We start from the raw sequence: 24981 nt of genomic DNA on the forward strand, positions 1-24981 counted from the left end.
GTCGCTCACACGGCACTAGCTCCCACCCACCCCTGGGCGCTCCTGCGTCGCGCGAGACGAGAGTAGGCACCGCCGTGGTGAAGCCGAGCGTCTCGCCAGCTGGCAACGCGGGCGCTCGCCTCCACCAACCTTGAGAACCCACCTTGCGCCACAGCTTGTGACGCGGCTTGGTGTGCCGACCGACAGGAGTAGTTCCCTCGCCTTGGCGGTCATATGGCCGGTGGAGTGGGCATATGACCGCTATAGTGGGCATAGAGGAGGTGACTGGATGCAGTTCTCTGAGCCGATATCCGCAGCGTTCCCGGGTCTTCACGGGCGGGTGCTCGGCGTGCTGGCGAGGACCGAGCGAGCGCTGACCGGGCGTGCCGTGGCCGGGCTGGTTCGTCCGCCTGCCAGCACCAGTGGAGTTCAGAAGGTTCTCGACGATCTGGTCCGCAACGGTCTGGTGGTCGCCGAGCCGGCCGGCCGGGCGAAGCTCTACACCTTCAACCGGGACCATGTCGCCGCTCCTGCGATCGGGGAACTGGCGAACCTCCGGGACCTTTTCCTCGGCCGATTGCGGTCCGAGGCCGAAACCTGGGAAGTGCCTGCGGCGTCCGTCTGGTTGTTCGGCTCGACCTCGCGCGGCGAAGGCGGACCCGCCAGCGATGTCGACATCCTGGTAGTGCGCCCGGACGACGTTTCCGACTCCGACCCACGCTGGCTGGCTCAGCTCGAAACCCTGGCCGGCCACGCCACCCGCTGGTCCGGCAATCCGTGCAACATCGTCGAGTACAGCACCGCCGACCTGCAAAGGCTCATCCGCCGGCGCGAACGCCTCATCACCGAACTCCGCCGCGACGCCATCCCCCTCGCCGGCGCCCCACCCCACCAAACCCTCACCCGAAAGATCGCTTGATGACAACACTCATAAAGCTGACAACCACGTAGAGGCTGTCTCCGAGTTGAAGGTGGCGGATCCTGCCGGGCGCGAGGTGAGCAGCACGTTCTCGCGGCTGCTCAGGCTCAAGTCGAAGTCGCAGTACCAGGCCGAGTCGATCTGCGCGACGGACGCCGGCAAGAGCGTGGACTGGGCGGCCCGCCTCTCGGAGGTTGCGCAGCGCGTTTCCAGGAGTTGAAACCCTCGGTTCTAAGGCCGCAACCGGTAGCCCATGCCGCGAATCGTCTCGATCCGCTCCTGGCCGAGTTTGCGCCGCAGGTAACGGATGTAGACGTCCACCACGTTCGAGCCCGGGTCGAAGTCGAAACCCCAGACCTGCGAGAGCAGCTGCTCGCGGGACAGCACCTGATCCGGGTGCCGGCAGAACACTTCCGCCAGCAGGAACTCCCGAGCCGTCAGGTCAACCGCGCGATCCCCCACGAGCGCCCGGCGCGTGCGGAGATCGAGACTCAGCTCGCCCACCCGCAAGACGTTCGCGTCCGCAGTACCGGTGCCGTCGCCGCGCAGCCGCAACCTGATCCGGGCCAGCAGTTCCTCGAAGGCGAAGGGTTTGGCGAGGTAGTCGTCGGCGCCGCTCTCCAGGCCGGCCACCGTGTCGCGGACGCTGTCCCGCGCGGTCAGGATCACCACCGGCATCGTGACTCTCGCCTCGCGGAGCCGGCGCAGTACGGTGAAGCCGTCCACTCGCGGCAGGCCGATGTCGAGCACCAGCAGGTCATGGCTGCCGCTCACACCTTCCGTGTACGCCGATTCGCCGTCGCCGACCACAGTCGTCACGAACCCGTGGCCGCGCAGCCCGCGCTGGACGAACGACGCGATCCGTTCCTCGTCCTCGGCGATCAGAATCCGGTTCATCGCAGCACACCCTCCGGAAGAATCAGTTCGAATCGCGCACCCGGCCCGTGCTGAGAAGCCAGCCGTACGTCGCCGCCGTGCGCGCGAGCGATCGAGCGGACGATCGACAACCCCAGCCCCGCGCCATCGGTCCTCGGCTGGTCGTCTCCCCGGGCGAACCGCTCGAAGATCCGCTCGGCGTCCGCGGCCTTGACGCCGGCTCCCGAATCGGCGACCCAGAGCAGCACCCGCCCGGCCTCCACCCGAGACCCGACCGCGATCCGGTCACCGTCCTCCGTGTGCCGTACGGCGTTCGCCACCAGCTGCATCAGCGCCTGGGTCAATCGCTGGCCGTCGGCAACGATCACCGCGTCGGCTGTCTCGTCGACGCGCCAAACCCGGTCGGCCAGCGGGCGCGCCTTCGCGACCACCTCCACGACCAGCTCGGTCAGGTTGACCTCCGACGGCGCAAGGAAGTCGGGCCGATCGCTCCTCGCCAGCACCAGCAGATCGTCGACCAGCCGGTTCATCCGGGCCAGCTCGTCCAGCACCAGCGTCTTCGTCTCGGCCCGATCGGCCGGATCATCACCCATCAGTTCCAGATGCCCGCGAATCACCGTGATCGGCGTCCGCAGCTCATGCCCGGCGTTGTCGGCGAACTCCCGCTGCGCCACGAACGCGACTTCCAACCGGTCCAGCATCGTGTTGAAGGTCCGCGCCAACTGCGCGACGTCATCGGTGCCGACCACCTCGATCCGCCGCCGCAAATCGGATCCGCCGATCTGCTCGGCCGTACTCCGCAACTGCCGGATCGGCGCCAGCACACGTCCCGTGACCAGCCAGCACGCACCGGCTGCCAGCGCGAGCGTGACCGCGCCGACGACGGCGAGCGCGCGAGCCGCTTCCTGCGACGGCTTGGCGAGCACATCCCGGAATTCGAGGATCACCAACTGCCCCCGCACGGGTTGGGAGCCGATCCGCACCGGCAGGACGCCGTACCGGACTCTGCCCGCGCTGGTCGACGTCCACCCGTACTCCGGTTCGGTGACGCCGGCGACCCGTTGGACGAACGCGGGGTCGAGGTCGAGGCGCACCGGCGGCTTGCCGTGGCCCCGGCGAAAAGGGCGACCGTCGACCGTGCTGAAGAACGTCTCGGAATCGTTGGGCAGATTGAGCTGCAGCCAGTGCTCCAGCAGGCGTTCCGGGGTGGTGAAAGCGGCCGCTGCCGGGGAGGCGGCGTAGCTGCGGAACTTGGCGGCCTCGTGGCTGAGCTCGTCGTCGGCGCTGGAGTCGGCGCGGGCGGCGAGCACCTGCCAGGTCACGAAGACGACGGTGACGAGAGCCAGCGCGAGGACGCTGAGCATCCACGAGATGATCCGCAGCCGGGCACTGATCACCGGCCGCCTCAACCGGGCCACCGGTCAGTCATCGTCGTCCGGGTCGTTCGCATCGCCGGGATCCTCGATGCCGTCGTCGGAGTCGTCGTCGTCACCCGCGGTCCGGACCGGGGCAGGCGTGACCCGGACGGCCCCCGGTTCCGTCGTACCGATGGCCGGTGTCGACGGGGTGGGCGGTGTGGGTGCGTTGCCGGATGCTCCGGCGGGGACGACGACTGTTTCGCCGAGCTCGGGAGCGGACCGGTCGGCCAGGTATCGCGGCAGCACGAACCCCGCCACCGCGAGAATCGCGGCGACAACCCCGTAGACCACGCGTGGAGATCGCATTCTCAAAGTCTGCGATCCCTCCCGGAGAACCGCATGAGCCGAACATTACAGAGTTCTCATCTCGGCGCGGCCTGGCAGACTGCTGGTATGGACTCTGGGATCACAGTGACTGGGACCGGGCAGGCAACCGGCGCGGCGGATCTGCTGCGCCTGACATTGAGTGTCGGACACGATGCCGCCGACGTGGCGGCGGCGGTCGCGCAGGTGGCGGAGCGGACCGATGCCGTGCATGCCGCGCTGAGCGAGCAGGGCGTCACCGCGGACGACCTGCAGACCAGCTCGGTCAACGTCTATCCGCAGTACGCCGACTCGATGGCCGTCGCCAGCTATCGCGCGTCGCACTCGCTCACCGTGACGACCCGCGACCTGACCGGTTTCGGCCGGTTGTTGAACGCGGCAGTGGATGCCGCGGGCAACAACTTGGGACTGGACCACCTCCAGTTCGACATCGAGGACAAGAAACCGCTGATGGAGCAGGCCCGCGAGCTCGCCTTCGCCCAGGCCCGGGAGAAGGCGGCGCAACTGGCCACGCTGTCGGGGCAGTCCCTGGGCGCGATCGCGGCCGTCGCCGAGAGCTACAGCCATGCGCCGTTCGCCATGAGCCTGGCCGCGGGCAAGGCGTCCGACGCCTATCGGTCGGAGCTGTCGGTCACTCCGGGCGAGAACACCATTCAGGTCTCTCTCGACGTCCGTTGGAACTGGGCCTGAACTGCAGCAAGTTGCAACAAAAGCGGCTCGATTTCCCGGATAAGGTGAGGCACTGGTGCGCCGCCCCGTCCACACCCGCCCCGTCCACGCCACCGGCGACGACTGCTCCTCCGGCCGCCAAGCCGCGCACCAAAGCGGAACTGACCAAGGCCCTGCTGGCCCTGGCCGATCTCCCGGCCGGGCTCTCGATCGACAACAGCCCCGGCGAGGACGACTCCAAGCTGTCCTCGAAGGATGCCAAGTGCAAGGACCTCGTCACGCTGTTCAACGCCCGGCCGGCGCCGGGGGCGAAGGCGTTCGCCGAGCGCAGCTTCACCGGCGGTCAGAACGGCCCGTTCTTCGACGAGACGCTGGACGCGATGGGCTCGCCCGCCGCCGTCACCGCGCTGCTCGCCCGGACCCGGACCGCGGTCAGGTCCTGCAAGCAGGCCAAGCTGACCATCCCCGGTGTCGGCAGCTCGACGATGGCGATCAGCGAGATCGCCATCGCCGAAGGTCGGCAGCAACCCGGTCGGCGCCCGGTTCACCGCCGAGGGCGGCGCGCTGGACGGCGTGGAGGCGAATTTCCTCTTCACCGGGCTGAACGACGTCGCCCTCGGGATGAGTTTCGACAGTGCCGACGGCATCGAGGAAGCGCTCGGCGCGGCGGCGGCCAAGGCGAACAAGGTGCTCGGCACGGCCAAGACCGGCACCTGATGAGATCGGTCTCAGTTTCCGGCTGAGGCTTGCACGGTCGGCCGCGGGGTACAGACTTCTCCCATGTATGCACCGGCGCCGCTGCGGCGACAGCTGAATCGTTCGGGACTGTTGCTGCTCGGTCCCGCCTTCGTGGCGGCCGTCGCCTACGTCGATCCGGGCAACTTCGCGACCAACATCGCGGCCGGCGCGACGTACGGGTATCTGCTCTGCTGGGTCGTGGTCGGCGCGAACCTGATGGCCGTCCTGGTGCAGTATCTGGCCGCCAAGGCGAGTATCGCGACCGGGCTGACGCTGCCGCAGTTGTGCCGGAAGCACTTCCGCCGGTCGACCTCGAGCGGGTTGTGGGCCCAGGCCGAGCTGGTCGCGATCGCGACCGACCTGGCCGAGGTCGTGGGTGGCGCGATCGCGCTGAACCTGCTGTTCGGGATCCCGCTGCTGGTCGGCGGTGTGATCACCGGAGCGGTCTCGTTCGCCTTGCTGATCTACCAGTCCAAGCGGGGGCAACGGCCGTTCGAGGCGGCCATCATCGGACTTCTGGCCGTCGTTCTGGTCGGTTTCGTGTTCTCGACGATCCAGTCGCAGCCGTCCGGATCAGGTGTCATCAACGGTCTCGTCCCGCGGCTGCAGGGCACCGAGTCCCTCGTGCTCGCGGCCGGCATGCTGGGCGCGACGGTGATGCCGCACGCGATCTGGCTGCACGGCGCACTCGTCACCGACCGCCACTGGAAGACGATCCGCTCCGCGAAGGGCAAGCAGCGGGTACTGCGTGCCACCCGGGTGGACGTCGCGGTCGCGATGGCGCTGGCCGGGGCGGTGAACCTCGCGATGGTGGTGCTCGCGGCGGCCGCGCTGAAGGGCTCGGGAGCGGATTCGCTGGATGCCGCGCACGGGGCGATCGGTGACCGGCTGGGTGGGACGGCCGCGCTGCTGTTCGCGCTCGCGCTGCTGGCCAGCGGTTTCGCGTCCTCCTCGGTCGGTACCTATGCCGGGTCGGTGATCCTCGAAGGGTTCTGGAAGCGTCATGTGCCACTCGCGGTCCGCCGGCTAGTGACGTTGCTGCCGGCCTTGCTGATCCTGGCGATCGGAATCGACCCGAGCCGCGCGCTGGTGGTTTCCCAGGTCGTTCTGAGCTTCGGCATCCCGTGCGCGCTGTGGCCGTTGGTCCGGTTGACGGCATCCCGGCGCGTCATGGGCGAGCTTGTCAACCGATGGCCGACTACTCTCACCGCATGTCTGGTCGCCACCGCCGTTACGGCCCTCAACGTCGTACTGATCGTGCTGACGCTGCGCGGGTGAACCGCGCGTGACAGCGACCTATGCGGTCAGTGACGTCCACGGTCACCCGGAGAAACTCGCCGCCGCACTGCACGAAGCCGGGCTGATAGACGCCGACGGCAACTGGTCCGGCGAGGACGCCCGGCTGTGGTTCCTGGGCGACTTCTTCGACCGCGGGCCGGACGGGGTCGGCGCGCTGGCGATGGTCCGGCGGCTGGTCGCGCAGGCCGAGGCCGGCCGGGGTGAGGTCCGGGTGCTGCTCGGCAACCACGAGATCCTGGCGCTGGGGATGCGCAAGTTCGGCGACACCTTCGTCCCGCACGACGGGATCACCTCGCGCAGCTTCGAGCGCAGCTGGGCCCTGAACGGCGGTCAGGACCGCGACCAGGAGCTGCTCACCGACGACGACGTCGCCTGGCTGCTGGACCAGCCGATGCTCGGGCTGGACGCCGATCACCTGCTGATGCACTCCGACACCGAGGAGTACCTGTCCTGGGGCGACTCGATCGACGAGATCAACGCGACGGTCCGGGCCGAGCTGCACAGCGACGACATCGTCGTCTGGTGGGAGATCTGGCGCCGGACCACCTCGCGGTACGCCTTCCGGGGCGAGACCGGCCCGATCGTCGCGGCCGAGCTGCTCGACCGGCTCGGCGGCCGCCGGATCGTGCACGGCCACAGCATCGTGGCCGACCAGCTCGGCATCGACCCGGCGTACCTGACCGGTCCGCTCCTGTACGCCGACGGGCTGGCCCTCGGCATCGACGGCGGCGCCTTCGACGGCGGCCCCTGCCTGGTCGTCAAACTGCTCCCGATCTGACGGAATGCGTGGCGCCGGGGCGCGGTTGTCGAAGGTTGTAGACGCCGTACGCCCTTTGGAGCTGAGACATGTCTGACAAGCCGAAGAAGAAACCTGGTCCCGACCATCCGATCACGGTGGGCAAGAACCCCGACCGGGTGATCGTCAAGGTCGCCGGCCAGGTCATCGCGGACACCCGCGACGCATTGTCCCTGCAGGAGGCCAGCTACCCGGCCGTGCAGTACATCCCGCGCAAGGACGTCGACCTGACCCAGCTCGAGCGCACCGAGCACGAGACCTACTGTCCTTACAAGGGTGACGCGTCCTACTTCAGCATCCCGGCCGGTGGCGAGAAGACGGTGAACTCCGTCTGGACCTACGAGAACCCGTACGACGCGGTGGCCGACATCCGCGACCACCTCGCCTTCTACCCCGACCGGGTCGACTCGATCGAGATCGTCACCGACTGATCGCCCCCGACTCAGCTGCTCCGACTCAGCGCACTGGCTGACAGCACCGGCTGACCGGCCCGCCCCGGTTCGGGCCGGTCAGCCGGGCTCAGCCGCGGGCGGCGACGGTGATGCGGTTGCCGTCCGCGCGGTCGAGGGCGGCCCGTACTCCGGCCGGCCGGAGCGCGTCCAGCTCCGCGATCTCGGCCGGCGTCAGCTCCACCTCGAGCGCCGCCAGGTTCTCCAGCAGGTACTTCGACCGCTTGGTGCCCGGGATCGGCACCACGTCCGGGCCCTTCACGAGCACCCAGGCGAGCGCCACCTGGCCCGGCGTACAGGACTTCTTCGCGGCCAGGTCACCGACCACGTCGAGCAGCGCCTGGTTGGTGGCCAGGTTTTCCGGCCGCCACCACGGCAGGCCGCGGCGGAAGTCGTCCTCGGCGAGGTCGTCGAGACTGTTCACCGCGCCGCTGAGCATGCCCCGGGCCAGCGGGCTGTACGGCACCAGGCCGATCCCGAGCTCGCGGCAGGTGTCGACGACGCCGTCCTCGATGTCCCGGGCGAACAAGGACCACTCGGTCTGGACCGCGGCGATCGGGTGCACGGCGGCGGCCCGGCGGATCGTCTCCGGCGCTGCCTCGGACAGCCCGAGGTGGCGCACCTTGCCCGCCTGGACCAGCTCGGCCATCGCGCCGACGGTCTCCTCGATCGGCACCGACGGGTCCGCCCGGTGCTGGTAGTACAGGTCTACGTGGTCCATGCCGAGCCGCTGGAGCGAGGCGTCGATCGCGGACCGGACGTACTCCGGCCGGCCGTCCGCCGGATTCGGCCCGTCCCAGGCCTGGCCCGCGGTGCGGACGATGCCGAACTTGGTCGCGATCGTCAGCTGGTCGCGGACGTCGGCCAGGACCCGGCCGACGAACTCCTCGTTGTGGCCGAAGCCGTAGATGTCGGCGGTGTCGAAGAAGGTGACCCCGCTGTCGACTGCCTGCCGGAGAGTCTTCTCGGCCTCGTCGGCGTCGATCGGTCCGTAGGCGTGGCTCATGCCCATGCAGCCGAGGCCGAGGGCGGAGACGGTGAGGCCGGACGTGCCGAGCTGCCGGTGCGGAAGTGTGGTCATGACAACGACCGTAGCCAGTCCTCGCCAATTTCGCAACGCTACGTTTCGTATCGATGAATTTCCGCTAAGCTCCCGGCATGAGCCCAGCCGGCAGGCCGAAGTCCGAGACCGCTCGACGAGCTGTGCTGTCGGCCGCCCTCGACCTGGTCACCGAAAAGGGCTATCAGGCGGTCACGATCGAAGGCATCGCCGAGCGGGCCGGGGTGGCGAAGACGACCATCTACCGGTCCTGGCCCGGCAAGGCGGCCGTCGTGATGGACGCGGTCCTGGTCGAGTCCGACCCGAGACTGGCCTTCCCGGACACGGGCTCGGCCGCCGAGGATCTCCGGCTGCAGGTCTCCCGGGTCGCCGAGTTGTTCACCGATCCCTCGTTCGCCAAACCGTTCGTCGGCCTGCTGGCCGCCAGCCAGCACGACGAGGCACTGGCCGGCGCACTCCAGGAGTGGCTGATCACGTCCCGCCGCGCCGGGGCGAGCGAGGTACTACGCCGCGGCGTCGAGCGCGGCGAACTGCGCGCCGACCTGGACATCCCGATCGCCATCGACGCCCTGTACGGCGCGCTCTACTACCGCCTCCTGGTCAGCCACGAACCCCTCTCCCCGGGGTACGGCCAACGAGTCGTCGCGGAACTCTTCACCGGCCTTCAGTCCCCGAGAAACTCCCTCAGCACAGGAGCCAGCACCTCCGCAGGTACGACGTGATCCTGGCCGTCCAGCTCGGCGAGCCGTCCGTCCGGTAGCGCCTTCACCACAGCGCGCGCCGCCTCGACCATGAACGGCGGACTTGCCGAACCGGCAACCACAAGCGCCGGCTGGGTGATCCCGGAGAGCAGCTCGAAGGGCACTCCCCCACCTGCTGTGCCGTGATCCATCACAGCGAAGTCGTACGCCAACGATGGCGCCACTTCCGCCATGCCAGGCATGCGCGCCAGCTCGCCGGCGGCTTCCGCGGGCATACCGGCCATCGTGAGAAACGTCTCGACCGCCTCGGTCCGGCGATTCTCGGCCAGCAGCCGCAGGACCACCGCACCACTCTCGTCCGCCTGCTGCCGTGACTCCTCGTCATCGCCCCCGTACGGCGGCTCGTGCAGGACTACCTTGCTGATCGGCAGTCCTGCGGCGGCCGCTGCCGCCACCAGGGCAGCGCCGGACGAGTGGCCGTAGACAGCCGCTGTGCCGCTAGCCGCGGCTATGACTGCTCCAATGTCCTCGATCTCGCGGGCAACGGAGTACTGGCTGGTGTCGCCACTGTCACCCCTGCCACGGCGGTCGTAGGAGATGACGGTGTAGGCGGGGGCGAGTGCCTCGGCCAGTGGCGCGGTCGAGTTGCGGTCGCAGAGTGCGCCACCGACGAGGATCAGGGCGGCACCGGAGCCCACCTGGTCGTAGGCGATCGTCGTACCGTCGGCTGAGGTTGTTGTGAGCATGCCTGTCTCCTCTTGCTGGGTCTGGTCGTCTGCGACGTCGGAGCAGCCGGGTGTGCCTCGACATACCGCGGTTTGCGGCGGCCGGAACCGCAATAGCGTGACAAGAGTTCGGGCGGGGGTCGGCTGGATTGGACTGGGGGCCGTACCGTTGGAGGGATGAGCAATACCGAGCGGACCCGCCCCCGTACCCTCGCCGAGGCACTGCGCGGCTGGGACGACCTTGCCCTCGGGCAGTTGCTCCGGCACCGGCCCGACCTGGCGACACCGATCCCAGCGGACACCGGCCAGCTTGCTGCCCGCGCCACCACCAACGCGTCCGCGGCACGCGCGATCAACCGGCTCGACGAGTTCAGTGTCGACCTGCTGGAAGCCCTGTCCGCGCTGACCGAGCCAGTGGACCTCGCGGCCCTGGCCAAGGGCGTCGACCAGGCCGTCGAGGTCGTGCGGCCGCGTGTCACCGAGCTGCTGTCCCTTGCCCTCGTCTGGGGCAACGAGGACGACCTGCGCCCGATCCGGGCCGTGCACGAGTTGCTCGGCCCGACACCTGCCGGGCTCGGGCCGCTGACCACCCGGCACTTCGGTGACCTGGACCAGCTGATCGAGGACGCCGGTCCGGAAGCCCGTGAGGTGCTCGACAAGCTCACCTGGGGGCCGCCCACCGGCACGGTCGAGAAGGCCGAGCGCCCGGTGACGATCGCGTCTGCCCGCTCCCCGATCGAGCAGCTGCTCGCGCGCGGCCTCGTAGTACCGAAGGACCCGACCACTGTCGTGCTGCCACGGCAGATCGGCCTGCACCTGCGTGGTGGACGTGTGCTGGCTTCTACCAGGCCGACTCCGCCTCCGCTCGACGGCAAGCCGGTGTCGAGTGCCATAGCCAACCGTGCCGCAGCAGGTGCTGCACTGGATCTCGTACGCCAGGTCGACCGCACCCTCGAGCAGCTGGGCACAGACCCGCCCCCTGTACTGCGTACTGGCGGCATCGGCGTCCGTGAGCTCCGCACCCTCGCCACCAAGATCGGTGCCGAGGAGCAGACCACCGGAGCCGTCCTGGAGATCGCGTACGCCGCGGGGCTGGTAGCGGCCGTCGAGGTCGGCACCAGCGAGCTGTGGCTGCCCACAGGTGCGTACGACGACTGGCTGGAGCTCGACACGGCTCACCGCTGGGCCGCGCTGGTCAACGCCTGGTTCACCGGGTTGCGGGCCATCGGGCTGATCGGCCGGCGGGACAGCGGCGGCGCGACCGCGGCTGCGCGCGACCGGCTGGTGAATGCGCTGGCGCCCGACCTGGAGCGGCTGCTGGCTCCCGAGATCCGGCTGCTCACGCTGCAGGCTCTGTCCGAGGCACCGGAAGGTACTGCGCCCGCGATCGAGTCCGTAGTCACGTGGGTTGCGTGGCACCGGCCGCGGCGAGGCGGGCAGTTCCGGGACGACCTGGTCGAGTGGACCATCACGGAGGCCGCTCTACTCGGGCTGACCGGGCTCGGCGCGCTTGCCACGCATGCTGCTGTACTGCTGAAGGAGGAGCCGACTACTGAGGAGCTGGCCACCGCCATCCAGCCGCTGGTGCCAGAGCCGGTCTCAGAGGTGCTGCTGCAGGCTGACCTTACTGCGGTCGCGCCCGGGCCGCTCGTGCGCGCAGTACAGGATGAGTTGGCGGCTATGGCCGACATGGAGTCGCATGGTGGCGGCGGGGTCTACCGCTTCAGCGAGGGCTCCGTACGCCGGGCCTTCGATCTCGGGCGGACCAGCGACCAGCTGCACAAGTGGCTGGCCGAGCACTCCCGGACGCCCGTCCCGCAGCCGCTCACGTACTTGATCGACGACGTGGCGCGGCGGCACGGCGTACTGCGGATCGGCGCGGCGTCGACGTACCTGCGGTGTGACGACGAGAACGTGCTGACTGGGCTGCTGAGCGCCAACCTGCCCGGTATCCGGTTCCGCCGGCTGGCGCCGACCGTGGTCGTCTCGCCGTCCCCGCCCGACTTGGTGCTGAGCCGGTTGCGCGACGCGGGGCTGGCTCCATTGGGCGAGACCTTCGACGGCGTCGTCCACGTGACCACGGCTGGGAACCGCAGGGGCGAGCCACCCCGCCGGCGGACCAGCCGGGACTTCGCGGACCACGCGACCGACCTCACCGAGGACCAGATCAAGGCGGTCATCGAGAAGGTCCGCTCTGGCGACCGGGTCGCCGCCGAACGGCCGGCCGAGCACACCTCGGGCGACACGATCGCGCCGGCCGAGACGATCAGCGTGCTCAGCGAGGCGGCCGAGGCACACACCCGGACGTGGATCTCGTACGTCGACCACAACGGCACACCGGCCGAACGGATCGTCGAGCCGGTCCGGGTCGCCGACGGCTGGCTGACGGCGTACGACGAGGACGCCGACCAGCCGCGCACGTACGCCCTGCACCGCATCGCGACCGCGCGGCCGGTCGAGAAGTAGCAGCCGGAAATCGGGCGCCGGCGTCAGGCGCTGAGCCGTCAGCCGCGGCGGGCGCGGAGCATGCGGTGAACTAGGTCCGCGCGCTCCAGCACGCCCGCGCGGACGACCGGCTCGGCGTCCTCGACCAACGCTTTCGCCTTCTCCACAACGGCTTCGTCGACCCCGAACAGCGGGAAGAGCAGCTTCGAATACGTCATCGCCGGCATCATTCCGCCCTCGGCGATATTCGGCACGAGCTCGAGGTACGCCGCCGCGAACGGCCGCAGCAACTCGTCCTGACCCGGACTCCAGAACGCCGCCATCACCTGATGCACCGTGCCGAGTGGCACCGCACGGTCGACCGCCACGCGCTGCCAAACGGCCTGCTTCTGGGCGGCATCGGGCGTCGCCGCGCGGACCGTCAGCCTGCTGATCCAGGCCTCCGGGTCCGGGTCTCTGGCGAGCAATGCATCAGCCTCCGCGGCGGTATCGCCACCGAGCTGGGCCTTGCGCACCAGCGCCCGCCACTGCAGGTCGACATCCTCGCCTGCCTCGGTCTGCAGCCAAGCAACGTCATCCAGATCAGCCGCAGTCCGGGCGAACCCACGCAGCGCCACCTTCCGCAGCCGCGCATCACCAAGCAGCCTGCGACACGTCGCGGCGACCGTCGCCGCCAACTCCGGCTCAGAACTCCACAGCAGCGCCGCATCGACCGCCCGGTTGAGATGCGGCTCGATCAGCGACTCGGACGTCTCGGCCGCCACCACTCCGGTCAGACAGCGCACGACCTCGTCGGCAGTCGCCTCGCCGGTGATCAGCATGTCCCACGCCGTGGCGACCGCGACGGCGCGCGAGATCGGCGTCGGGAGGTCCGCCGCGTTACCGAAGAAGGCGTCCCGGGTCTTGGCGTCCGGCCGCGTGGAGGCGAACGTCAGATCGTCGTCATTCAGCAGATAGAGGTCGGCCGGGGGCAACTCCAGCGGCGTTCGCTTGCCGGCGACCTCCACCAGCACGCGCGCGGTCCGCTCCAACTGTTGGCCGTTGCGCTGATAGGCGCCGACGGCAAGCACTTGCGGCCGGGGCTCACCATTGGGGCCTTGAGCAACTAGCGTGAACCCGTCGTCGGCTTCAAGGGTGAGGCGGTCAGTGCCGGCGGTGTCCAGCCAGCCCGCTCGCCACCGATCCAGATCGCGATCGGTCTCCTCGGCGATCGCCGCGATCAGATCCTCCAGTGTCGCGTTTCCCCAAGCATGCTTGGCGAAGTACTTCGTCAGACCCGCGGAGAACTCCGCCTCGCCGACGTAAGTCATCAACTGCTGCAGGACGGAAGCGCCTTTGGGGTAGGTGATCGCGTCGAAGGTCGCGGCCCCCTCGGCGACATCCCGCACCGGCTGGCGGATCGGATGCGTGGTCGGACCTTGGTCGACGAGGTAGGCCTTGAGCTTCTCCCCGGCAAGGTGCGCGGCCCACGCATCGGAGTACGAGGTGGCGCTGACTGCCGCCCAGTTGCTGGCGAACTCGGCGAAGGCCTCGTTGAGCCACAGGTCGTCCCACCAGCACATCGTGACGATGTTGCCGAACCACATGTGGGCCAGTTCGTGCAGCAGGTACCGCGCGAACAGGTCCCACTCGGCCTTGGTCGGCGTACTGCGGCGCAGGAACCAGTCCATCCAGGTGACGCAGCCGTAGTTCTCCATCGCGCCGGCGAACTCCGGGGTGAACACCTGGTCGTACTTGCGCTGCGGGAACGGCATCCCGAACTTCTCGGTGAAGAACTCGAAGCCCTGGGTGGTCAACCGGAACAGCTCGTCCGCGTCGCGGTCCAGGATCGGCGCGAGCGACCGGCGGGCGAACAGGCCGAGATCATGACCGGCACCGTCGCGCCGCAGTTCGTAGTACGGGCCGGCGTTGATCACCAGGTTGTACGTCGACAGCGGCGGCGTCGGCGGGAACGTCCAGCGGCGCATGCTGCTCCCAACGCGCTCGATCTCGGGGTCGCCGCTGTTGGTCAGGACGATCCAGGGCGCGGGCGCGGTCACCGTGAAGGCGTGCGGCGCCTTGAGATCGGGCTGATCGAAGCAGGCCCAGACATAGCGGGTGTAGTCGGGCGGGAAGTCCGTCCACAGATAGACCTCACCATCCGCGGGATCGACGGCCTTGTGCATGCCCTCCCCAGTCGTGCTGTCCTCCCGCACGGTGACCACGGTCAAAACGTTGTCCTCGGCAAGGTCCGGCAACGGGATCCGCCCCTCAACAGCGGGCGGCAACTCGACCCCGTTGAGCGTGGCACTCTCCACCTGCGCGACACAGTCCGCGAACGTTGCCGCTCCGGGCTCACGGCAACTGAACGCAATGGTCGCCGTACAGACGACCCGGGAGCCTTCCGGTAGATCGGTCAGGTCAACGGCGACGTCGTACCGCTGGATCTCCACCAGCCGAGCGCGCTGCTCGGCCTCCGTCTGCGTCAAACTCCGAGCACCCATCCCCGCAGAATGCCATGCCGGTCGCCCGCCGGGCACATGGTTTCGGACCCGGTCGCGAGGGGTGCCCGGGACGGGCGTACCTTCTCAAACGGGTGTATGAGGCACCCTTCCGATCAGTCCTACTTCCGCCTGAATGTGGAGCCTTGCTGTGTCAATTTCACGTCGTGCTGTCCTGCTGGGAGTGCCCGCCGCCGCCGCTGTCGTGGCGGCGCCCGGGTTGTTGCCGAGTGCATCGGCTCAGGTCGCACACCAGAGTCCGATCGACATCCGGACCTTCCAGGCGGTGAGCAACCCCGCGCTGCCGGCGCTGCACGTGCACTATCCGTCCGCGCTCGATCTGTCGGTGCGGTACGAGAGCAAGGACGGCGGGCAGACCGGCGGGTGTGAGACGCGGACCGCCGAGGAGACCGTGCTGGCCGAGATTCCGCGCGGCGCGGCGTGGGTGACGGTCGACGGGGTCCGGTACGACCTGGCCAACTTCCACTTCCACACCCGCTCGGAGCACCGGCTGAACGGGCGGCAGTTCCCGCTGGAGCAGCACTTCGTGCACCTCGGGCCGAACGGCGAGAAGCTCGTCATCGGCCTGTTCATCACCACCGGCGGCTCCGGCGGGACCTTGCAGGACCAGGTGCTGGCGACGGTGCCGGAGGAGTGCGACGAGGACGTGCACATCACGAAGGCCAACCTGGCCGCGGCGTTGCCGCGCGATCTGTCCACCTTCCGGTACCAGGGTTCGCTGACCACCGACCCGTACACAGAGCCGGTCAGCTGGTTCGTCCTCAAGCACCACCGCGGGATCCTGCCGGTCTCGCTGGCGCACTTTCAGAGCCGCTTCCCCGAGGGCGACAGCCGCGCGATCCAGCCGCTGAACGGGCGCATGGTCAGCTACCGCCCCCAGCACCACTGATCCTGCCGAGGCGTCAGCGAGCCGCGATGAGCGCCGCCGCCGCCAGGCCGAGCAGGGTGATCGCGAGGGTGAGGTCCGCCACGAGGCGGTGGTTCAGCCAGTGCGCCCGAAGGTGGGCCGTGGTGCGGTAAATGGCCGGTACGGCGGGGGCGGCAGCCTCCGCCGGGCGGGTCTCCGTCATCGTCGCGGTGTCGATCGAGGGCACGTCACGCTGCTTTCACTGGTGTTCCGTGGGCCACATCTCTGTACCCGACCTCATACCTTGCCAGCTTCGGTCCGGTTCAAACGTTCGGTCGGGGATCGGCACCCGACCGTGAGATTTGGCGGCACGAGGCACAATGGAGGGTCGGGCGGAGTGTTCCGCCCGTCGCTGGTGACGGGAGACGCTGTAGTGACTGACGGACCGCTGATTGTCCAGTCCGACAAAACCTTGTTGCTGGAGACCGCTCATCCGGACTCCAGCGACTGCCGGAAGGCGATCGCGCCGTTCGCCGAGCTGGAGCGGGCACCTGAACACGTCCACACCTACCGGCTGACGCCGCTGGGCCTGTGGAACGCCCGGGCCGCCGGGCACGACGCCGAACAGGTGATCGACGTACTGCTGCGCTACAGCCGGTACCCGGTCCCTCACTCGCTCCTGGTCGACATCGCGGAGACCCTGGACCGCTACGGCCGGCTCCGGCTGGAGAAGCACCCGCAGCACGGGCTGGTACTGGTCACGACCGACCGGCCGGTCCTGGAGGAGGTACTGCGCTCCGCCAAGATCAAGCCGATGATCGGCGCCCGGATCGACGACGACACCGTCCTCGTGCACCCGTCCGAGCGCGGACACCTGAAGCAGACCCTGCTGAAGATCGGCTGGCCGGCCGAGGACCTCGCCGGGTACGTCGACGGCGAGGCGCACCAGATCGACCTGGTCAAGGACGGCTGGGACCTGCGGCCGTACCAGCAGCAGGCGACCGACGCGTTCTGGCACGGCGGCTCGGGGGTCGTAGTACTGCCCTGTGGCGCCGGCAAGACGATCGTCGGCGCGGCCGCGATGGCGCAGGCGTCGGCGACCACTCTCATCTTGGTGACGAACACGGTGTCCGCGCGGCAGTGGAAGGACGAGCTGCTCAAGCGGACCACCCTGACCGAGGATGAGATCGGCGAGTACTCCGGCGCGCGCAAGGAGGTCCGGCCGGTCACCATCGCGACGTACCAGGTGATGACGACCCGGCGGAAGGGCGTCTACACGCACCTTGAGCTGCTGGACGCCCGCGACTGGGGCCTGATCGTGTACGACGAGGTGCACCTGCTGCCGGCCCCGATCTTCCGGATGACGGCCGACCTGCAGACCCGGCGACGGATCGGGCTGACGGCGACGCTGGTCCGCGAGGACGGGCGCGAGGGCGACGTGTTCTCGCTGATCGGACCCAAGCGGTACGACGCGCCCTGGAAGGACATCGAGGCGCAGGGCTGGATCGCGCCGGCGGACTGCGTCGAAGTACGGGTCGATCTGGAGCAGACCGAGCGGTTCGTCTACGCGACCGCCGAGCCGGAGGACCGGTACCGGCTGGCGGCGTCGACCCCGGCCAAGTCGCGGCTGGTCCACCGGATCGCCGAGCACCACAAGGGCGAGCCGATGCTGGTGATCGGCCAGTACATCGACCAGCTCGACGAGCTGGGTGAGCGGCTCGAGTGCCCGGTGATCAAGGGCGAGACCACGGTGAAGGAGCGGCAGCGGCTGTTCCAGGCTTTCCGGACGGGCGAGATCGATCGCCTGGTGGTCAGCAAGGTCGCCAACTTCTCCATCGACCTACCGGAGGCATCGGTCGCCGTCCAGGTCTCCGGCACCTTCGGCTCCCGCCAGGAAGAAGCCCAACGCCTAGGCCGCGTACTACGCCCCAAGGGCGACGGCCGCACCGCCCGCTTCTACTCCATCGTCGCCCGAGACACCGTAGACGCAGAATTCGCCGCCCACCGCCAACGCTTCCTAGCCGAACAAGGCTACGCGTACACCATCGTCGACGCCGAAAATCTGTTCGCCTAAGCGTCGAATCTGGTGCGGATGCCGACGAAGTGGTCTTTCATGGAGTGGGCGTAGGTGTCCGGGATGCCGGTTTTGAGGGCTGTCAGTAGGTCTCGGTGCCAGGCGGCTGCATCCGCTGGGGTGTAACGCGCGCCTGGTAGGCGGGCGTCCACCTGGGCGAAGGTTCGCCAGAAGACGCTCAGGAGGTCGATCACCAACGCGTTGCCGAGCGGCTCGTAGAGAGCCTGGTGGAAGGCCCAGTCCTCGTCGGGGAAGTACTCGCCTTGCGCCGCCTTCGACTCCATCCGGGCGACGATCTCGTCGAGGCGGTCGCAGGAGCCGGGGGTGGCGAAGTGGGCTACTACGTCTTCGGCCAGGCCTACCTCGAGCGCCTGCCGCACCTCCAGCACGTTCCGTACGTCGCTCAGGTCCCCGGCCATCGACTGCGACATCCGGAAGGCAAGCCCGTCCTCCAGCGACTGCAGGGTCACCTGGCCGACGTAGGTGCCGTGGCCGTGGCGGATCTCGATGATGCCGACTGCTTGCAACGCCTTCATCGCCTCGCGCAGGGGGTGCCGGCCGACGCCGAGCTGGACCATCAGGTCCTGCTCGTTGGGGAGTGGGTCGCCCGCCTTGAGGCCGCGTTCGAGGATGAACGACTTCATCCGGTCGCGGATGAAGGACTGGTTCACGGAGTCACCGTAACCCGGCACGGTCCAGCAGGTCGCCGATGCCGGAGATCTCGTCGTCGTCCAGCGGGATCGACGGGTACGCCGTCAGCGGGCACGCGATCACCCCGAGCAGGAACAGCGCGGCCTTGAACGCCCCGAGCGCCGCCGAGCTGGCCCCCATCCGGCTCCGGTCGGCGATGTCGACGATGTCGAACAGCCGGAACAGGCGATCCTGCTCGGCCCGGGCCGCCACAAGGTCCCCCGCCGCGACAGCGTCGAAGATCCGCACATACCCGGCCGGATCCACATTCCCCAGGCCCGGTACGACGCCGTCGACGCCGAAGCTCAATGCCGAGTCGACCGTCACCTCCGAGCCGGTCATGATCGCGAAGTCGTCCAGCCCGGCGTCGGCGCGATCCAGCACCAGCCGTCGCAGACTCGTCTCCTGACCACTCGAGTCCTTCACCCCGGCCAGCACCCCTTGCCGCCCGAGCTCGATCATCATTGCCGCAGGCAACTTAGTGCCGCCGATCCGGGGCGGGATGTCGTAGGCGTACAAGGGCATCTCCCCCGCCACCGAGGCCAACCGGGTGAAGTGCCGTTCGATCTCGGCCGGATGCGTCGCTGCGTAAAAGGGTGCGGTGGCAACAATCGCGTCCACCCCGGCCTTCAACGCGGCGGACACATGAGCCCCCACCCGCGCGGTGGACGCGTCGATCGCCCCCGCCAGCACCGGCACCTGACCCGCGACCTCCGAGACGACGGTCTCCAGCACGGTCTGCCGCTGCTCGTCGGTCAGGAACGTCCCCTCGCCTGACGTACCGAGCACGAAGACACCGCGCACCCCGCCCGTCAGCTGGTGCTCGAGCAGGCGGACCAGCGAGGCGGTGTCGACGTCGTACTCGGGGGTCAAAGGGGTGACGAGCGGCGGCACGACACCGCTGAGCTTCTGGGCGGAAGTAGGCACAAAGATCTCCCTGGTTCAGAGCGGTCAGAGCTTGGACGGATCGAAGGTGGCAAAGCGCAAGGTGGCGAAGGACGACGTCTCGCCGGCCTCGTAGAACACCCCGACCCGGCCGCCGGGCAGCACCACCAGATCGGAGTACCCGGACATCCCGGGATGGACGACGGTTCCCGGGCGCCAGCTCACACCCGAGTCGTCGCTGACGAACACGGTCAGCTCGCGCCGGACGGTCGGGTCCACCGGCGTACTCATCAGCAACCGATCGCCGACCCGCACCACGCTGCCCTGGATGCCCGGCGCGGTGACCCCGGCGATCCCCTCGTACGGCGAATCGAGCGTGCGCCCGCCATCCGAAGACCACGCGTGCACGCGAGCGGGCCCGGTCCCGCGGTGGTTGCGCGCGTTGAAGTAGAGTCGGCCGTCGGCGAGCTCGGCCACGGTCGTCTCGTTCGCGTTGATCTCGTCGCCGTCGTTGCGATCGACGAACCCGCACGACCAGGTCAACCCACCGTCATCGCTGAAGATGCAATGCCCACCGTTGACTCCGGTCGGTACGACGGAATGATTCGCTGGCACGACCAGCCTCCCGGCATAAGCGCCTTGCGTGAGCGTGATGCCGTGGCACGGCCCGGTGGCGTACCAGCCCCAGTCGGCTGCCTTGACCTGCGCGGTGATCTCGATCGGCTCGGTCCAGGAGGCCCCGGAGTCGGTACTGCGCTGCACGTACACCCGCCGGCCGTTCTCGGCATCGACACCGTGGGCAAGAGAGGTCTCGATCGCGTCGGCACCGTTCTGGCAGGTCACCAGCACCAAGTCGCCGCTCGCCGGGTCGACCAGCGGCACCGGATTGCCACAGGTCCTGCCCGAGGCCGACGAAACGACCTGCAGCGGAAGCCAGCTCAAGCCACCATCCAGCGACCGACGTAGGACGACCTCGATTTCACCAGCATCCGCCGCAGAGTCCAGCCGCGCCTCACAGAACGCCAGCAGCCCTTCTCTTGCGGCGATAACGGCCGGAATTCGGAAGGTGTGATAGCGGCTGCCGACCGGGTCGAAGACGATTTGGGCCTCGCCGACTCTTGAAGACATAGGACGTACTATGTCACTGTGAGGCCGCAGTCACAATCGCTCCCCTGAAGTGAGGCCTCATGCAGCTCAGCAGACGAACGTTCCTCGGTGGCGGCCTGGCCGCGGCGGCGGTGGCGGTCACCGGTACGCCGCTGATCAGCGGCTGCGCGGCCGACAAGAAGAACCAGGCGGCCGCCAACCTCGCGGTGAAACTGCCCACCTACACCCGGTTCACAGGCGTGAAGCCCGACCTGCCCGGCACCGACCTGGTCCTGGACGGCTTCCTCAAGTACCCCGCGAACCCGCTGAAGGCGATCGCCGAGAAACCCGGTGACGGTCAGCCGATCTCGTTCATGACCAACATCCCCGGCGCGATCCCGCCGGCCGCGGACAAGAACCAGTTCTGGCAGGCGCTGAACGAGCGGCTCGGCTCCGAACTGCAGATCAGCATGGCGTCCAACGACGAGTACAAGGACAAGTTCGCCACCCGGGTGGCGGGCGGCGACCTGCCCGACGTCCTGAACATCCCGGTCGACACCGTGCAGATCCCCGGCCTGGTGAAGGCGAAGTGCACGGACCTGACCGAGCACCTGTCCGGTGACGCGGTGAAGAAGTACCCGTTCCTGGCGAACATCCCCACGCAGTACTGGAAGGGCTGTGTCTTCAACGGCGGCATCTACGGCGTACCGGTGCCGCGTGGGATGTCCCGGACCTCGCTGCCGCTGTACCGGGCGGATCTCCTGGCGGCCAAGGGAATCGAGGATCCGGCGCCGAAGAACTTCCAGGAGTTCTTCGACCTGGCCAAGGAGATGACCGCGACGAAGCAGAACAAGTGGGCCTGGACCCGGGTGCCGCTGTCGACCATCCGGCAGATGCTGATGGTGCCGAACGTCTGGAAGGAAGAGGGCGGCAAGTTCACCTCGATGTACGAGCACGAGGCCCAGGCCGAGGCGCTCGAGGCGGCCCGCAAGATGGTCGCGGCCGGCGTGATCAACCCGGACGCGTTCAACGACAAGGCGACCGCCCGCAAGCAGTGGTTCAGCGGTGGCACCGCCGCCTTCGACTACGACAGCTTCGTCGCCTGGAACCAGTACTACGCCGACAACACCACCAACGAGTCGTTCGCCGTCGGCATGCTCGACGTGCCCGGGTTCACCGGCGGTCAGGGCGCGCCCTGGATGGGCTCGGCGCTGAACAACATCACTGCATTCAGCAAGGACAGCAAGCACTCGGTCGAGACGCTGCTCAAGCTGGCCAACTGGATGGCCGCGCCGTTCGGCACCGAGGAGTACCTGTTCCGCAAGTACGGCGTGGCGGGTCGCCACTACTCGCTCGTCGGCACCGACCCGGTGCCGACGAAGACCGGCGTGGTGGAGACCGGCATCGGCCTGCAGTACATCAGCGACTCCGACCTGGCGCTCTACTGGTCCGGCAAGCCCGACGTCCCGCGCAAGCAGCACGCGATCCAGCAGAAGGTCGCGCCGCGGCTCACCTTCGACGCGTCGTACGGGCTGTACTCCGACACGCAGTCGAAGAAGCAGACGCAGCTGGCGAAGACGATGACGGATCTGGAGAACCAGATCGTGCAGGGCAAGAAGCCGGTGGCGGACTGGGCCTCTGCGGTGAAGGACTGGAAGTCCTCCGGCGGTGACGCGATGCGGACCGAGCTCGAGAAGGCCTTCACCGACGCGGCAGGGCGCTAGATGCTCAAGGCAACCAGGGCGAAACCTTCCCAGCAGCTGTCACTCGGTCAGCGGTTGCTCCGCGACCGGGTGCTGCTGTTGTTCGCGCTGCCCGGGACGGCGCTGATCGTTGCCTTCCACTACGTTCCGCTGCTGGGCAACGTGATCGCCTTCAAGGACTACCAGCCGTTCCTGGGCATCAGTGGCAGCGACTGGGCCGGCTGGGCGAACTTCTCGGTCATCTTCACCGGCGACCCGGCCTTCCTGCAGGCGCTGAAGAACACCCTGATCCTGACCAGCCTGCAGTCGGTGTTCGTCTTCCCTGCGCCGATCCTGCTCGCGCTGCTGCTGAACTCGTTGTTCTCCGAGCGGATCAAACGGATCGCGCAGAGCATCCTGTACCTGCCGCACTTCATGTCCTGGGTGATCGTGGTCGCGCTGTTCCAGCAGATGCTCGGCGGCAGCGGACTGCTGAACAACTACCTGCGCTCGCACGACCTCGCCACCCTGGACATCATCGGCAACTCCGAACTCTTCCACGTGCTGCTGACCTCGCAGATCATCTGGAAGGACACCGGCTGGGCGACGATCCTGTTCCTCGCCGCGCTCTCCCAGATCGACTCGCAGCTCTACGAGGCGGCCAGTGCGGACGGCGCCAGCCGGATGCGTCAGCTCTGGCACGTCACCATGCCGGGACTGCGCGGGATCATCATCCTGCTGTTCATCCTGCGGCTCGGCGACTCGCTGACCGTCGGCTTCGAGCAGATCATCCTGCAGCAGGCCGCGGTGGGTCGCGACGTCAGCGAAGTACTGGACACCTACGTCTACAACAACGGCGTGATCGGTGGGGCGTGGGGCGTGGCCGCGGCGGTCGGGCTGGTGAAGGGCATCGTCGGGGTCGTGCTGGTCCTGGCGGCCAACAAGGTCGCGCACATCTTCGGGGAGCAAGGGGTGTACAGCAGATGAGCCGGCGGATCGTGAACGGCGTACCGATGCCGTCCTGGCCGATGCGAGGCCTCAAGGGCGTGGTGCTGCTGGTGTTCTGCGCTGTGGTGATCATCCCGTTCGTCGCGGTGATCTCTACCAGCGTCGCGCCGAACAAGCAGATCAACGAGTCCGGCGGGCTGGTCCTGCTGCCGAACTCGGTCGACTTCGGGGCGTACCGCTCGCTGTTCGCGGGTGGGGTGGTGACCCAGGCGTTGTTCGTGAGTCTCTTCGTGACGGTGATCGGCACGCTGCTCAGCCTCACCGTGTCGTGCTTGCTGGCCTACTCGCTGGCTCGTCCCGGGTTCACGGCCGGGCGGCCGATCCTGCTGGTGGTGCTGTTCAGCATGCTGTTCTCGCCCGGCATCATCCCGACGTACCTGGTGGTGAAGGGTGCCGGGCTGCTGGACAGTATCTGGGCGCTGATCGTGCCGACGATGGTGAGCGCGTTCAACGTGATCGTGCTGCGCGCGTTCTTCTCCGCCCTGCCGCACGAGATCACCGAGAGCGCGCGGATCGACGGGGCCGGCGAGCTGAAGACGTTCACCCAGATCGTGCTGCCGCTGTCGAAGGCCGTGCTGTCGGTGATCGGCCTGTTCTACGCGGTCAGCTACTGGAACGCCTTCTTCTCCGCCCTGCTGTACCTCAACGACAGCAAGCTCTGGCCGCTGCAACTGGTACTGCGAACGTACGTCATCAACGACACCCAGCTGGGCACCGCGGAGCTCGGCACCGAGCAACTGCCACCCCAGGCGTCGATCCAGATGGCGATCCTGGTCGTCTCGATCGTGCCGATCCTGCTCGTCTACCCGTTCCTGCAGCGCCACTTCGCCAAGGGCGTGCTGACCGGGGCGGTCAAGGGCTGATGTGACGACCTTGTCACAAAGCGTGGCTCCGGGCTTGCCCAGGGCAACATCAGGGTTCGGCCTGGGCCATTCCCCACGCCTCGGCCGGTACCGTCGAGGGGTATGGGGATACAGGCACTGGAGCGGGTGGAAGAGGTCGGGGAACGGGGAAAGGCTCCAACGCAGGGGCCGGCGCCGGTGGTGTGGAGGGTGGTGCGGGAGGTCATTCTGCTGGCGACTCTGTTCGGGGTCTACAGCGCCGGCCGCCAGTTCGCCGCCAACCACACCAGCTCCGCGTACGACCATGCTCGCGAGGTGCTCTCCTGGCAGAATTGGCTGCACCTGCCGAGCGAGGCAGCCGTCCAGCAGGCGGCGCTCCAGACCCCGCAACTGGTCGAGTCAGCGAACCTGTACTACGCCTCCGTGCACGCGCCGCTCACCGGAGCGGTCCTGCTCTGGCTCAGCATCTGGCGCCCGAAGGCCTACCCACATGTGCGCTGGACGATCGCGGCGCTGACCGGGCTGGCCCTGATCGGCCACATCATCTTCCCGCTCGCACCGCCCCGGATGATGCCGGGCTTCGTCGACACCGGGCTGCGGTTCGGCCAGTCGGTCTACGGGCCGGACGCCTCCGGCGGGGTGGTGAACCAGTTCGCCGCGATGCCGAGTCTGCACGTCGGCTGGGCCGCCCTGATCGCGCTGTCGATGATCCTGATCACCCGGACCAGGTGGCGCTGGCTGTGGCTGCTGCACCCGATCATCACCTTCGGCGTGGTGGTGGTGACGGCGAACCACTACTGGCTCGACGGCATCGTCGTACTGATCCTGCTGGCCGTCAGCCTGCCGCTCCTGCTGCGTCCCGGCCTACGGCCGGCGCCGCGCCACGACCGTCCTCTACCGGTTAAATCAGTCGCCCGGGAGGCGGCGCTCAAGTAACGTGGCGGGGCTTCCCCGACCGTCGACCGCTT

Annotated in this window: 26 protein-coding genes; 15 read left to right on the forward strand and 11 right to left on the reverse strand. The window is 68.4% G+C overall.

Annotation, left to right across the window (positions count from 1 at the left end; genetic code table 11):
- Positions 1-268 precede the first annotated feature (268 nt).
- Both ACQPYM_RS35375 and ACQPYM_RS35380 read left to right on the forward strand, forming a co-directional pair.
- Positions 269-898, forward strand: coding sequence for a nucleotidyltransferase domain-containing protein (locus ACQPYM_RS35375; RefSeq protein ID WP_433009508.1), 630 nt, complete (start codon positions 269-271; stop codon positions 896-898).
- Positions 899-974: 76 nt separating this feature from the next.
- On the forward strand, positions 975-1118 hold the full coding sequence (locus ACQPYM_RS35380) for a hypothetical protein (RefSeq protein ID WP_433009511.1): 144 nt from the start codon (positions 975-977) through the stop codon (positions 1116-1118).
- A gap of 11 nt (positions 1119-1129) precedes the next feature.
- Here ACQPYM_RS35380 and ACQPYM_RS35385 read toward each other — a convergent pair whose 3' ends face one another.
- From ACQPYM_RS35385 to ACQPYM_RS35395, 3 genes are read right to left on the reverse strand one after another with little or no spacing between them, the layout of a single operon-like run.
- Positions 1130-1795 carry a response regulator transcription factor gene (locus tag ACQPYM_RS35385; protein WP_433009514.1) on the reverse strand — a complete coding sequence of 222 codons (666 nt, stop codon included), beginning with the start codon at positions 1793-1795 and terminating at the stop codon, positions 1130-1132.
- Complete coding sequence (locus ACQPYM_RS35390) at positions 1792-3192, reverse strand: sensor histidine kinase (RefSeq protein WP_433009518.1); 1401 nt, start codon at positions 3190-3192, stop codon at positions 1792-1794. Before ACQPYM_RS35390 ends, ACQPYM_RS35385 begins: the two co-directional genes overlap by 4 nt.
- 3 nt (positions 3193-3195) lie before the next feature.
- The gene (locus ACQPYM_RS35395; RefSeq protein WP_433009521.1) at positions 3196-3498 is read right to left on the reverse strand and encodes a hypothetical protein; all 303 of its coding nucleotides are present in this window, start codon (positions 3496-3498) and stop codon (positions 3196-3198) included.
- Between the two features lie 87 nt (positions 3499-3585).
- On the opposite strand from ACQPYM_RS35395, the gene ACQPYM_RS35400 reads away from it, so the two are divergent.
- Positions 3586-4206 (forward strand): SIMPL domain-containing protein, encoded by a 621-nt coding sequence (locus ACQPYM_RS35400; RefSeq protein WP_433009524.1) that lies wholly within the window; start codon positions 3586-3588, stop codon positions 4204-4206.
- Positions 4207-4528: 322 nt separating this feature from the next.
- Here the strand turns inward: ACQPYM_RS35400 and ACQPYM_RS35405 are convergent, their stop codons facing one another.
- On the reverse strand, positions 4529-4693 hold the full coding sequence (locus ACQPYM_RS35405) for a hypothetical protein (RefSeq protein WP_433009527.1): 165 nt from the start codon (positions 4691-4693) through the stop codon (positions 4529-4531).
- A 65-nt stretch (positions 4694-4758) separates the two neighbouring features.
- Here ACQPYM_RS35405 and ACQPYM_RS35410 point away from each other — a divergent pair, with 65 nt between their 5' ends.
- The 4 genes from ACQPYM_RS35410 (at position 4759) to ACQPYM_RS35425 (ending at position 7449) form a co-directional block, all read left to right on the forward strand.
- The gene (locus ACQPYM_RS35410; RefSeq protein ID WP_433009530.1) at positions 4759-4902 is read left to right on the forward strand and encodes a hypothetical protein; all 144 of its coding nucleotides are present in this window, start codon (positions 4759-4761) and stop codon (positions 4900-4902) included.
- 63 nt (positions 4903-4965) lie between these two features.
- Entirely contained in the window at positions 4966-6201 is a 1236-nt protein-coding gene (locus tag ACQPYM_RS35415) for an Nramp family divalent metal transporter (RefSeq protein WP_433009532.1), read from the forward strand.
- Between the two features lie 7 nt (positions 6202-6208).
- Positions 6209-7000: a metallophosphoesterase gene (locus ACQPYM_RS35420; protein ID WP_433009535.1), complete on the forward strand. Its 792-nt coding sequence runs from the start codon at positions 6209-6211 to the stop codon at positions 6998-7000.
- 68 nt (positions 7001-7068) lie between these two features.
- Complete coding sequence (locus tag ACQPYM_RS35425; RefSeq protein ID WP_433009538.1) at positions 7069-7449, forward strand: DUF427 domain-containing protein; 381 nt, start codon at positions 7069-7071, stop codon at positions 7447-7449.
- Between the two features lie 88 nt (positions 7450-7537).
- Here the strand turns inward: ACQPYM_RS35425 and ACQPYM_RS35430 are convergent, their stop codons facing one another.
- The gene (locus tag ACQPYM_RS35430; RefSeq protein WP_433009540.1) at positions 7538-8548 is read right to left on the reverse strand and encodes an aldo/keto reductase; all 1011 of its coding nucleotides are present in this window, start codon (positions 8546-8548) and stop codon (positions 7538-7540) included.
- 77 nt (positions 8549-8625) lie between these two features.
- Here ACQPYM_RS35430 and ACQPYM_RS35435 point away from each other — a divergent pair, with 77 nt between their 5' ends.
- Positions 8626-9249: a TetR/AcrR family transcriptional regulator gene (locus tag ACQPYM_RS35435; RefSeq protein WP_433009543.1), complete on the forward strand. Its 624-nt coding sequence runs from the start codon at positions 8626-8628 to the stop codon at positions 9247-9249.
- Here ACQPYM_RS35435 and ACQPYM_RS35440 read toward each other — a convergent pair.
- The gene (locus tag ACQPYM_RS35440; protein WP_433009546.1) at positions 9192-9974 is read right to left on the reverse strand and encodes an alpha/beta fold hydrolase; all 783 of its coding nucleotides are present in this window, start codon (positions 9972-9974) and stop codon (positions 9192-9194) included. The genes ACQPYM_RS35435 and ACQPYM_RS35440 overlap by 58 nt on opposite strands.
- A 156-nt stretch (positions 9975-10130) precedes the next feature.
- Here ACQPYM_RS35440 and ACQPYM_RS35445 point away from each other — a divergent pair, with 156 nt between their 5' ends.
- Positions 10131-12419, forward strand: a complete 2289-nt coding sequence (locus ACQPYM_RS35445; RefSeq protein ID WP_433009549.1) for a helicase-associated domain-containing protein — start codon at positions 10131-10133, stop codon at positions 12417-12419.
- A 38-nt stretch (positions 12420-12457) separates the two neighbouring features.
- Here the strand turns inward: ACQPYM_RS35445 and pepN are convergent, their stop codons facing one another.
- Positions 12458-14881: an aminopeptidase N gene (gene pepN, locus ACQPYM_RS35450; protein ID WP_433009552.1), complete on the reverse strand. Its 2424-nt coding sequence runs from the start codon at positions 14879-14881 to the stop codon at positions 12458-12460.
- A gap of 148 nt (positions 14882-15029) precedes the next feature.
- Here pepN and ACQPYM_RS35455 point away from each other — a divergent pair, with 148 nt between their 5' ends.
- Positions 15030-15788 (forward strand): carbonic anhydrase family protein, encoded by a 759-nt coding sequence (locus ACQPYM_RS35455; protein ID WP_433009555.1) that lies wholly within the window; start codon positions 15030-15032, stop codon positions 15786-15788.
- Between the two features lie 13 nt (positions 15789-15801).
- On the opposite strand, the gene ACQPYM_RS35460 is transcribed toward ACQPYM_RS35455, so the two are convergent.
- Positions 15802-15993, reverse strand: coding sequence for a hypothetical protein (locus ACQPYM_RS35460; RefSeq protein ID WP_433009558.1), 192 nt, complete (start codon positions 15991-15993; stop codon positions 15802-15804).
- 186 nt (positions 15994-16179) lie between these two features.
- On the opposite strand from ACQPYM_RS35460, the gene ACQPYM_RS35465 reads away from it, so the two are divergent.
- Positions 16180-17820 carry a DNA repair helicase XPB gene (locus tag ACQPYM_RS35465; RefSeq protein ID WP_433009561.1) on the forward strand — a complete coding sequence of 547 codons (1641 nt, stop codon included), beginning with the start codon at positions 16180-16182 and terminating at the stop codon, positions 17818-17820.
- Here the strand turns inward: ACQPYM_RS35465 and ACQPYM_RS35470 are convergent.
- From ACQPYM_RS35470 to ACQPYM_RS35480, 3 genes are read right to left on the reverse strand one after another with little or no spacing between them, the layout of a single operon-like run.
- The gene (locus tag ACQPYM_RS35470) at positions 17817-18491 is read right to left on the reverse strand and encodes a FadR/GntR family transcriptional regulator (protein WP_433009564.1); all 675 of its coding nucleotides are present in this window, start codon (positions 18489-18491) and stop codon (positions 17817-17819) included. The two genes, ACQPYM_RS35465 and ACQPYM_RS35470, sit on opposite strands and share 4 nt — an antisense overlap.
- A gap of 4 nt (positions 18492-18495) precedes the next feature.
- On the reverse strand, positions 18496-19437 hold the full coding sequence (locus tag ACQPYM_RS35475; protein ID WP_433009567.1) for a dihydrodipicolinate synthase family protein: 942 nt from the start codon (positions 19435-19437) through the stop codon (positions 18496-18498).
- 24 nt (positions 19438-19461) lie between these two features.
- Entirely contained in the window at positions 19462-20523 is a 1062-nt protein-coding gene (locus ACQPYM_RS35480) for a sialidase family protein (protein WP_433009570.1), read from the reverse strand.
- A 59-nt stretch (positions 20524-20582) separates the two neighbouring features.
- Here ACQPYM_RS35480 and ACQPYM_RS35485 point away from each other — a divergent pair, with 59 nt between their 5' ends.
- From ACQPYM_RS35485 to ACQPYM_RS35500, 4 genes are all read left to right on the forward strand, one after another.
- A complete protein-coding gene (locus ACQPYM_RS35485; RefSeq protein ID WP_433009573.1) occupies positions 20583-22205 on the forward strand; it encodes an extracellular solute-binding protein in 1623 nt (540 codons plus the stop codon).
- Positions 22206-23150, forward strand: coding sequence for an ABC transporter permease (locus tag ACQPYM_RS35490; RefSeq protein WP_433009577.1), 945 nt, complete (start codon positions 22206-22208; stop codon positions 23148-23150).
- Positions 23147-24034, forward strand: a complete 888-nt coding sequence (locus tag ACQPYM_RS35495; protein WP_433009580.1) for a carbohydrate ABC transporter permease — start codon at positions 23147-23149, stop codon at positions 24032-24034. The genes ACQPYM_RS35490 and ACQPYM_RS35495 overlap by 4 nt, the downstream gene beginning before the upstream one ends.
- Positions 24035-24226: 192 nt before the next feature.
- Positions 24227-24949, forward strand: coding sequence for a phosphatase PAP2 family protein (locus tag ACQPYM_RS35500; RefSeq protein ID WP_433009582.1), 723 nt, complete (start codon positions 24227-24229; stop codon positions 24947-24949).
- Positions 24950-24981 lie beyond the last annotated feature (32 nt).

The organism is Kribbella sp. CA-294648 (assembly GCF_050943845.1).
In the GTDB taxonomy this organism is placed as follows: Bacteria; Actinomycetota; Actinomycetes; order Propionibacteriales; family Kribbellaceae; genus Kribbella.

Coding starts and splice junctions, on each gene's coding strand:
- ACQPYM_RS35485 (WP_433009573.1), top strand. CDS start 20,583: ATGCAGCTCAGCAGACGAACGTTCCTCGGTGGCGGCCTGGCCGCGGCG.
- ACQPYM_RS35435 (WP_433009543.1), top strand. CDS start 8,626: ATGAGCCCAGCCGGCAGGCCGAAGTCCGAGACCGCTCGACGAGCTGTG.
- ACQPYM_RS35440 (WP_433009546.1), bottom strand. CDS start 9,974: ATGCTCACAACAACCTCAGCCGACGGTACGACGATCGCCTACGACCAG.
- ACQPYM_RS35375 (WP_433009508.1), top strand. CDS start 269: ATGCAGTTCTCTGAGCCGATATCCGCAGCGTTCCCGGGTCTTCACGGG.
- ACQPYM_RS35400 (WP_433009524.1), top strand. CDS start 3,586: ATGGACTCTGGGATCACAGTGACTGGGACCGGGCAGGCAACCGGCGCG.
- ACQPYM_RS35395 (WP_433009521.1), bottom strand. CDS start 3,498: ATGCGATCTCCACGCGTGGTCTACGGGGTTGTCGCCGCGATTCTCGCG.
- pepN (WP_433009552.1), bottom strand. CDS start 14,881: ATGGGTGCTCGGAGTTTGACGCAGACGGAGGCCGAGCAGCGCGCTCGG.
- ACQPYM_RS35385 (WP_433009514.1), bottom strand. CDS start 1,795: ATGAACCGGATTCTGATCGCCGAGGACGAGGAACGGATCGCGTCGTTC.
- ACQPYM_RS35405 (WP_433009527.1), bottom strand. CDS start 4,693: ATGGCGATCTCGCTGATCGCCATCGTCGAGCTGCCGACACCGGGGATG.
- ACQPYM_RS35415 (WP_433009532.1), top strand. CDS start 4,966: ATGTATGCACCGGCGCCGCTGCGGCGACAGCTGAATCGTTCGGGACTG.
- ACQPYM_RS35480 (WP_433009570.1), bottom strand. CDS start 20,523: ATGTCTTCAAGAGTCGGCGAGGCCCAAATCGTCTTCGACCCGGTCGGC.
- ACQPYM_RS35495 (WP_433009580.1), top strand. CDS start 23,147: ATGAGCCGGCGGATCGTGAACGGCGTACCGATGCCGTCCTGGCCGATG.
- ACQPYM_RS35430 (WP_433009540.1), bottom strand. CDS start 8,548: ATGACCACACTTCCGCACCGGCAGCTCGGCACGTCCGGCCTCACCGTC.
- ACQPYM_RS35445 (WP_433009549.1), top strand. CDS start 10,131: ATGAGCAATACCGAGCGGACCCGCCCCCGTACCCTCGCCGAGGCACTG.
- ACQPYM_RS35425 (WP_433009538.1), top strand. CDS start 7,069: ATGTCTGACAAGCCGAAGAAGAAACCTGGTCCCGACCATCCGATCACG.
- ACQPYM_RS35490 (WP_433009577.1), top strand. CDS start 22,206: ATGCTCAAGGCAACCAGGGCGAAACCTTCCCAGCAGCTGTCACTCGGT.